The sequence below is a fragment of the Coxiella-like endosymbiont of Rhipicephalus sanguineus genome (assembly GCF_018687865.1).
On sequence record NZ_NIQB01000052.1, the window covers coordinates 1 to 8,526 of the forward strand.

An 8,526-nucleotide genomic window follows, 5' to 3' on the forward strand; every position below is an offset into this window, starting at 1 on the left:
AAACCTAGCAGACTGCAACATACTACTACGGTTGGGGACCCCTTTATTAGGCAGAACGAGCTCAACCTTCCATTGCCTTCATAACAATCGACGCCAGGTTGTCGCAATTACTCCAAAAGGACACCATTTCGTAGTGCAATTATTTGCCTCTCGTAAAAAAGTTTGATACAGAAAGCTCTAGGAAAAAGCACACAAAGCACACACCGTTCAAGCTTAAGATTGTTTATCAGAAAGGCTGGTAGAAAGTAATATATGGAAACTATGGAAACTTTTCCACCCAAAATGAAGCGGCGCATGATGCGGTGATAGCTTTGAAACTTTTACCTCCCCTCCTGCTCTGCAAAAAGAAAAGCCCTGGGTTCGGCTGTGTTGGGCCCTTCTAACGGTTAGCTACGATGAGTAATTTGGCAATTACTGAAACACAGCTGCCTGTGACGAAATGATAGAGCTTTTTGATGCCCTATTGAGGGTGAGGGTGTTAAACGAAGGGTTCAATGAAAGGTAGCTGGTAGCTCGGCTCGGGAAGACTTGTTACCTTTTAGGCGTCCTTTAGTTAATTCAGTATCGATCCATTTTATATGCCGATCAAGTGCTCCCGTGTTAGTGTACTGACTTGGTAGGCTCGTTTTCCAAGATTTTTTCTTTCTTGTGGATTATTAAATAATCGCGCTACGTTGGCAAAAAGGTTTTTGCTATCAGAAACAATTATCAGTGCATTAGCAGTTTTTAGTAAATCACTTATTGCCACGAAATTTTGCAAATTAGGCCCGCTAATAATGGGAAGACGAACCGCAGCGGGCTCAATTAAATTATGTCCCCCTATTGGAACTAAGCTGCCGCCTACAAAAGCCACATCGCTCGCCGCATAAAGCAAGCGCAACTCACCCATTGTATCGCCGAGTAAAATGTCTGCGTGGGAATGGGGGATTCTATGTAAACTGCGCTTAGCGATCGAAAAACCAGTGGATTCACAAAGACGAGCCACCTTATCAAATCGATCAGGGTGACGAGGAACTAAAATTAAAAGAGCATCTTGAAATTGATGGCGTAATTGGCGAAAGGCCTCAAGAATGATAATCTCTTCCCCTTCATGAGTGCTGGCAGCAATTAAGGTCGGACGAAGTCCCCAATTTCTCCGTAAACTTTTTCCTTCATCGATTAAAGATTCAGGTAAGTGTAAATCAAATTTTATATTTCCGGTAACGAGTAAACGATTGGAGGGTAATCCAAGCTGGAGAAAGCGCTTGCCGTCGAGATCACTTTGGGCTGCAACGCACGTGATTTGTGAGAGCATTTTTCGGGTAACTTGAGCAATGCGCCGATAATTATGCATAGAACGTTCAGATAAGCGAGCATTCGCTAGGAGGATGGGAATTCTTTTTCGATGCGAATAATACAGTACATTAGGCCAAAGTTCGGTTTCCATGATAATGGCCAATTGCGGATGAATGCGGTTTAAAAATCGATTAACGGGGCCTGGTAGATCATAGAGAAAATATACGTGGCGAATTTGATCTCCAAAATTTTTATAAACTTGTTCGGAACCGGTAGGGGTAGTGGTAGTAACTACCAAAGTATATTGCGGATAACCTTCCAACAAAGCTTTAATGAGCGGAATAGCAGCAATAACTTCTCCCACTGAAACAGCATGAAGCCAGAGAGATTTTTCATTCGAATTCAGAGCAGCGATGTATCCAAAACGTTCTAAAAGACGATAACGATAACCTTTAACTTTGCAGGACCGCCATAACATTCGAAGCAAGACAAAAGGAAAAGCTGCATAAAACAACAAAGTATACAGATAACGCATAAGCTTAGTACAATCCACTTATCATTTACCCGCTGCTCAGAAACAGTGAGTATCAAGAAACTAAGCACAATAACGTGGATCATATTCCGATGCAATATAAAATGTAGTTAAAATAATTTTCTAAAAGCCTCTAGTAAAGGTAAGAAAATGGCGAAAGCAACACAAAAGATAGGTAAAAAAGGCTACACGGCCGAGATTATTGAAGTTTTAAGTGGCTTGGAACCGGTAAAGCGACGCCCGGGTATGTATACCGATACTTCGCGTCCTAATCACCTTGCTCATGAAGCTATTGATAATAGTGTGGATGAAGCGATTGCGGGATTTGCGCGTAATGTTGAAGTGGTTCTCTATAAAGATGGCTCATTTGAAATTATTGATGATGGCCGCGGAATGCCGATTGATATTCATCCCGAACATAAGGTTTCTGGGGTCGAATTAATTCTTACCCGTCTTCATGCGGGTGCTAAATTTTCCAATAAAACTTATGAATATTCGGGCGGATTGCATGGTGTTGGTATTTCCGTTGTAAATGCACTATCAAAAAAATTAATTGTTCAAGTGAAAAAGGAAGGGAAAATTTATCAAATGGATTTTGCGAATGGTGAAAAAATATTAAAATTACATGCCGTCGACTCATGTGGTAAGCAAGAAACAGGAACTAGTATTCGATTCTGGCCCGATGCTCAGTATTTTGATAGTCCCAAATTTAGCATCTCTGCTTTAAAGCATACTCTACGCGCGAAGGCAGTTTTGTGTCCTGGATTAATGGTTCGGTTTACCGACGAACACACCGGACAACACCTTGAATGGTATTACGCAGAAGGATTAAGAACCTATTTGTTGAATACTGTCCGTGACTGCGAACGTTTGCCAGAGGAGCCTTGGATAGGAAGTTTTGAGAGAGCTCAAGAAATGGTGGATTGGGCGGTTACTTGGCTTCCTGAAGGGGAAGAAGGTATTAAGGAAAGTTATGTGAATTTAATTCCTACCTTACAAGGTGGGACGCATGTCAATGGATTGCGTACTGGATTATTGGAAGCAATGCGCGAATTTTGCGAAATTCATAAGTTGTTGACTCGAAATTTAAAATTAACAGGAGAAGATATTTGGGAGCAGTGTCGCTATGTATTGTCTGTAAAAATACAAGAACCTCAATTCTCGGGGCAGACCAAAGAACGATTAACATCGCGTCAATCTGAAGTGTTTGTGACCGGAGTGGTAAAGGACGCTTTTAGTTTATGGCTTAATCACAATGTGGAAATAGGAAAAGCATTGGCTGACCTGGCTATTGCTAATGCCCAAAAGCGATTGTGTATTAGCAAAAAAGTAGAACGTAAAAAAGTAACCATGGGCCCAGCATTGCCTGGAAAATTAGCAGATTGTATTTTATCGGATGCCATGCAATCTGAATTGTTTTTAGTAGAAGGAGATTCCGCTGGTGGCTCGGCAAAACAAGCTCGTGATAAAAATTTTCAAGCTGTTATGCCATTACGTGGAAAAATATTAAATACCTGGGAAGTAGACGCCGAGCAAGTACTAGCTTCTCAAGCAGTACATGATATTGCTATTGCAATTGGTGTTGACCCCGACTCTTCTAATTTAGAAGGTCTTCGTTATGGAAAAATTTGTATTTTAGCGGATGCTGATTCGGACGGTTATCATATTGCAACGCTACTCTGTGCCCTTTTTATGAAACATTTTTATCCTTTAGTAGAAAAAGGTCATGTGTTTGTCGCAATGCCGCCACTTTATCGCATTGATGTCGGTAAAAAGATTTTTTATGCATTGGACGAAGATGAAAAAGAAGGTATTTTAGACCGTATCAAAGCTGAAAAAATAAAAGGCCCTATTAATATCCAGCGGTTTAAAGGATTGGGAGAAATGAATCCTAGTCAACTCCGAGAAACCACTATGAATCCCTATACTCGTCGCTTAGTTCAATTAATAGTAAAAGCTAAAGATAAAACGGAACAGCTTTTGGATATGTTGTTAACTAAGAAGCGGGCTGCAGATCGTCGCAAGTGGTTAGAGAAAAAAGGAAATCTTGCTAAAATTGAAGTTTAGAGAAGAAAAATCCATGAAAAAACAGCACAGTCCTTGTTTTATGGCATTAGTCACCGCTGCTAAAGTTAATGTGGAAGAAACGGATATCTATTCCGTTAAAAAAATGATCGAAGAAGGGGAGGACTTTGATCTTATCGATGTTCGCGAAGAAAGCGAATGGGATAATGGTCACCTCCCGGGAGCTATCCATTTGGGGAAAGGTGTCATTGAAAGAGAGCTCGAGAAAGTGATCCCTAATAATCAGCGAAAATTAGTCTTGTATTGCGGAGGTGGCTTCCGTTCCGCTCTTGCTGCAGATAGTATTCAAAAAATGGGCTATCGTAATGTGTTATCAATGGGTGGGGGGTTATTGCATGGAAGGAGGCAGGATTTCTTGTTGTAAATGATTAGGAGGGTCACTCTATTGGAACTCGGGTAGTTAAAATCTATGATGTTATTAATGCTTGCTTAAGGAGTTAACTATAGAACAGCCCAATCGTCGAACTTTTCCCTGGGTACATACGATTATTATAATTTATTGGTGTGGGGTTGGCATTTAGTTTTGCCTTTGCTTGGATTAACGTTAGTAGTTACTGCGTTACTGCTGCAGCTTGAGGTGTGGTGGTTACGAACATTACAGTATTGAGTATTACCATTATGCTTTTTTGTTTTTTTGGGATGGGGGTGCGCTGGCATTTTAGTTTTAGGAATTATTGGCTTTATTTGGACGCTTTTGGCCATTATTTTTCAAATTGTAATACCCAATTATTAATAATATTTTTATTTATCGGATTCTTGTTGCGGAAAAGACGATAAGTGTTTTGGTTGTTTAAAACGGAACTTTCCATATTTAGCATCGATGATTTGAAGCAAAATAAAATTAAGCAATAGGATGGTGTTCGTAATTATCAAACACGCAATTTCATGCGAGAAGGAATGAAAAAAATGAGTATGCTTTTTTATATTATTCCAATTTGTATTATTCCAACTGTAAAGAACTCGGGATTGTAGGAGTGGTAAAAATCGTGTGAGAAGCCTATCCTGATACTACCATTTTTAATAAAAGAAGTAAGTATTACGGATCCCAAAAGCTTACCTGAAAAGTCCCGCTGGTTTATGGTAGATATTCAATTTAAGAAAAAATTTGATCGAACTGTAACATTGGAGGAGCTGCGGATTCCCCCCCCGATTAAAGGATATGATTATTTTTCGTAAAGGGAATCGGTTCCTGATTACTCTGGTTACAAAAACGGAATGGCAAGAAATTTTAACTATGGCATGTTAAAATTGATAAGTTGTTTTTTCTGTTATAACAAAATTTAATGGAACATCCCATTTTTCGATGGGGATTTTGTTGATTTTTTGAAAGTTGTAAGCGATACCTACCAATACCGGTTTTTTAAAAGCTCTATCTTTTAAAGGTGCTAAAGCCCGATCATAATATCCTGCGCCACGGCCCAACCGATTACCCCTTTTGTCAAAGACGACTAAGGGTAGGAAAATTAAATCGAGATCGGCTATGGAAATAAGTTTTTCTTGAAAGATATTAGCTCTTCAATGCCAAAACGGTTTTTAATTAAAGGGTTTTCTAAATGACAGGAATAAAAATCTAAGTGGTGCTGATAAGAATGTAAGACAGGCAAATAACAATTTTTTCGGATTGTCTGTGCTTTTGTGAGCACTTTGTCAATACTCACTTCACCATCGTGTGCCTTGTAAAACGCAATATTTTTACTAACTTCAAAAGGGTTGAGCGTCATTATTTTATTATAAACGGCTTGGGCCGCATAAGTTTGCTCTTGAAGAAAAAGAGCGCTACGGCGATGACGAAGAAGGGCGCGTAGGTGCTTTTTGTCAGGGGCTGAATTCATTAAAAACCTCTATGACGTCGTCGCAAGCCGTTGATTGAACCCAAAGGCTCAAGTGGGAGTAGGCGGGCACTACCTCAGGCTCCCCATCGGTGATATGAATTCGATGGGCTTGCTCAACAGTGTAACCACAGCCAATTCCCTATCATATTCGTATCGGTTCAAATATGCGGTACTTGCAACGACATTCACAGAGGACACTATAATTATACAGCAATTTCTTCGTTAGTTTCCAGGAAATTTTCAATGCGTCGTTGAAGGTCCTGAATACGTTGGTTCATAACATCGATATAATTATTTTTTTGTTTACGCAACTGCATGAGTTCATGGCAGATATTTAGAGCCGTTACTATAGTTATATGTTCGGTACTATTGATGTTTACGGTTTGACGCATTTTCCGAATTTGCCCATCGACATAGTTAGCAGCTTGTTGAAGCGCTTGCGCTTGTTCGGGAGGGCATTTAATTTTATAACTGCGGTCGAGAATTTTTACCAAAATAATATTTTGCTCAACATAACTCATGGCATTTCTTCCCTTAATTGTGCGATTATTTTTTTTATTTTCTGAGCGGCATGAAGATTTTTTTCTACCAATAAAGATCGTTCCCGCACATTATTTGCTAATTTTTGCCGTAGCATATTATTTTCTGTTTTTAAACGCTCTAATGAACGCAATAAGTGATTTACTTGATATTCGAGTTCACTGAGTTCAATAGTGTGCGGTGGTTGCATCCCTGGGATATCCTCTTAGTATTTCTTTTACTTAAGTATTGATTTATAAATTAAGAATAATGTCTTCCCCTAATTAGGTCAACCTTAGATAGTTTTCTCAGAGTGGTGCTGTTGCTTGGTGCAACCAGTCATTTAATTCGTTATTCGGTAATAAATCTTTTAATACGAGGTAAATTTGCTGATGGTAATTATTAACCTGTTGAATTTCTTGCTCAGAAAGATCTGGTAGGTTAATGAGTTTTCGACAATAGGGAACTAATGTAAGGTCTTCAAAGCCATAAAAAGGGCCGTGACCTGTCATACTGTCGTTCGCTTTGAATTTTTCAGTAACCAAACAGAGGTTTTCAATTCGGATTCCATATTGATTGGTTATGTAAACGCCAGGCTCGTTGCTTACGATCATGCCTGGTTGCAGGGGAATTTGTGTATAGCGGGCCGTGATGGCTTGGGGTCCTTCATGCACGCACAAATAGCTTCCGACGCCGTGTCCAGTCCCGTGACCATAATCTAGTGCTTCACGCCACAAAAATTGGTGGGCAAAAGTATTGAGGTGTTCCCCACACGTTCCTTTCGGGAAGATTGTGTGGCGAATCGCAAGGTGTCCTTTAAGGACTAAGGTATAAAGATGCATTTGTTCTTGCGTGGGATTTCCTAAGTGAATAGTGCGAGTAATGTCAGTAGTCCCTGAGAGATACTGCCCACCCGAATCGATCAAATAAAGTGTAGAATCATCGATAGAGATGTCAGTTTCTGGTGTAGCTGCATAATGTACGATGGCCCCATGAGAGCCGAAACCACTAATACTGGGAAAGCTTAAATCTAAACAGCGCGAGTCTTCTCGACGAAAGGCTTCTAATTTTTGAGCAGCCGTTATTTCACTCACGCCTTCTTGCCAGTGGTTTTCCAGCCAATGTAAAAAGCGTACCATGGCGATAGCGTCAAGGATATGTGCTTCTTGTGCACCTTTTTTTTCTACGGGATTTTTAAGTGCTTTGGGTAATGTAATAGGGGAGGGTTTATAAATAAAATTTTTGGCATTTTCCAACTGTTTTCGGATCCACCAATTGGTTGTTTCAGGATCAATCCAAACACAGTCCGACAAGTTGGCAAGGGCTTCTCCCAAAGTGTGGTAAGATTTTATTTGGACCTTAATCTTTTTGAAGTAGATTTTATCCTCTTCAGTAAGCTTTTGTGAGTCTGTAAATAAGAAGGACTCATTTTGCGTGACTATGGCGTAACTTAAAGCGAGTGGATTGTAATCAATATCATTTCCTCGAATATTAAATAGCCAGGCAATAGCATCAAGAATATTCATTACCAGAACATCTGCGCCTTCAGATTGCAGAATTCTACGAAGAGTGACAAGTTTTTCTTCAGCACTTACCCCAGCATATTGTTCGGGGTGGAGTCGAATGGGATGGTTTGGGAGCGCTGGACGATCTTTCCATAATTGGTCCACGAGATTATTGTCTAGCAATAGAAGTTTTCCTTTCTTTGGGAGCAAGGCCTTCTCAATTTTTTCTACTTGGCGGATGCTAATAACTTGAGGGTCTGTAGCAAAGATGATGGGTCCTTTTTGCTCACGTAACCATTGATCGATACTGGGCGTTTCACCTTGACCCATTTTCATTAATTCAAAAAGCGTGCTATCAAGCTGCTGTTCTGCTTGTAAGAAATACCGAGGGTCGGTCCACAGAAAGGCATTATCCATTCCCACAATGACGTCTCCTGCGGATCCTGTAAATCTACTAATCCAAGCTCGACGTTGCCAACAAGGAGGGAGGTATTCATTTTTATGGGGGTCAGTGGCGGGAATATAGTAATAATCGGCACCAAATTCTCGCATTAATTGTCGTAATTGGAATAATCGATTTTTAATTGAGCTGTTGCTCATGGTAATTTCCTGTGCTTGAAAAGTCGCCATCATACTCGATTTTACTCTCTCTCGCGAGGCCAGTTAGTTTGGTGAAAGTTAAAAGTATCCCAAATTGGCTCTGGCATGATAGGATGCTTGCTATGCCAGTTTCTAAAAACAAATCAGGCCTCATTATTATTGGTGCGGGTCTTGTCGG

Annotated in this window: 8 protein-coding genes and 1 pseudogene; 3 read left to right on the top strand and 6 right to left on the bottom strand. The window is 40.1% G+C overall.

Features of this window, described 5'->3' with window-relative positions:
- Positions 1-574: 574 nt before the first annotated feature.
- Positions 575-1,828 carry a lipid IV(A) 3-deoxy-D-manno-octulosonic acid transferase gene (waaA, locus tag B1F79_RS03135; protein ID WP_251365960.1) on the bottom strand — a complete coding sequence of 418 codons (1,254 nt, stop codon included), beginning with the start codon at positions 1,826-1,828 and terminating at the stop codon, positions 575-577.
- Between the two features lie 129 nt (positions 1,829-1,957).
- Here waaA and parE point away from each other — a divergent pair, with 129 nt between their 5' ends.
- From parE to B1F79_RS03150, 3 genes and pseudogenes are all read left to right on the top strand, one after another.
- On the top strand, positions 1,958-3,874 hold the full coding sequence (parE, locus tag B1F79_RS03140) for a DNA topoisomerase IV subunit B (protein ID WP_251365961.1): 1,917 nt from the start codon (positions 1,958-1,960) through the stop codon (positions 3,872-3,874).
- 13 nt (positions 3,875-3,887) lie between these two features.
- Positions 3,888-4,264 (top strand): annotated as a pseudogene (locus B1F79_RS03145) (rhodanese-like domain-containing protein).
- 705 nt (positions 4,265-4,969) lie between these two features.
- Positions 4,970-5,068: an EVE domain-containing protein gene (locus B1F79_RS03150; protein ID WP_251365963.1), complete on the top strand. Its 99-nt coding sequence runs from the start codon at positions 4,970-4,972 to the stop codon at positions 5,066-5,068.
- Positions 5,069-5,134: 66 nt separating this feature from the next.
- Here B1F79_RS03150 and B1F79_RS03155 read toward each other — a convergent pair whose 3' ends face one another.
- The 5 genes from B1F79_RS03155 to B1F79_RS03175 form a co-directional block, all read right to left on the bottom strand.
- Entirely contained in the window at positions 5,135-5,398 is a 264-nt protein-coding gene (locus tag B1F79_RS03155) for a 5-formyltetrahydrofolate cyclo-ligase (protein ID WP_308159728.1), read from the bottom strand.
- Positions 5,371-5,724: a 5-formyltetrahydrofolate cyclo-ligase gene (locus B1F79_RS03160; protein ID WP_251365964.1), complete on the bottom strand. Its 354-nt coding sequence runs from the start codon at positions 5,722-5,724 to the stop codon at positions 5,371-5,373. The genes B1F79_RS03155 and B1F79_RS03160 overlap by 28 nt, the downstream gene beginning before the upstream one ends.
- A gap of 203 nt (positions 5,725-5,927) precedes the next feature.
- Positions 5,928-6,245 carry a cell division protein ZapA gene (locus B1F79_RS03165; protein WP_251365965.1) on the bottom strand — a complete coding sequence of 106 codons (318 nt, stop codon included), beginning with the start codon at positions 6,243-6,245 and terminating at the stop codon, positions 5,928-5,930.
- Positions 6,242-6,454 carry a TIGR02449 family protein gene (locus B1F79_RS03170; protein WP_251365966.1) on the bottom strand — a complete coding sequence of 71 codons (213 nt, stop codon included), beginning with the start codon at positions 6,452-6,454 and terminating at the stop codon, positions 6,242-6,244. The genes B1F79_RS03165 and B1F79_RS03170 overlap by 4 nt, the downstream gene beginning before the upstream one ends.
- Positions 6,455-6,551: 97 nt before the next feature.
- Complete coding sequence (locus B1F79_RS03175; RefSeq protein ID WP_251365967.1) at positions 6,552-8,381, bottom strand: aminopeptidase P family protein; 1,830 nt, start codon at positions 8,379-8,381, stop codon at positions 6,552-6,554.
- Positions 8,382-8,526 lie beyond the last annotated feature (145 nt).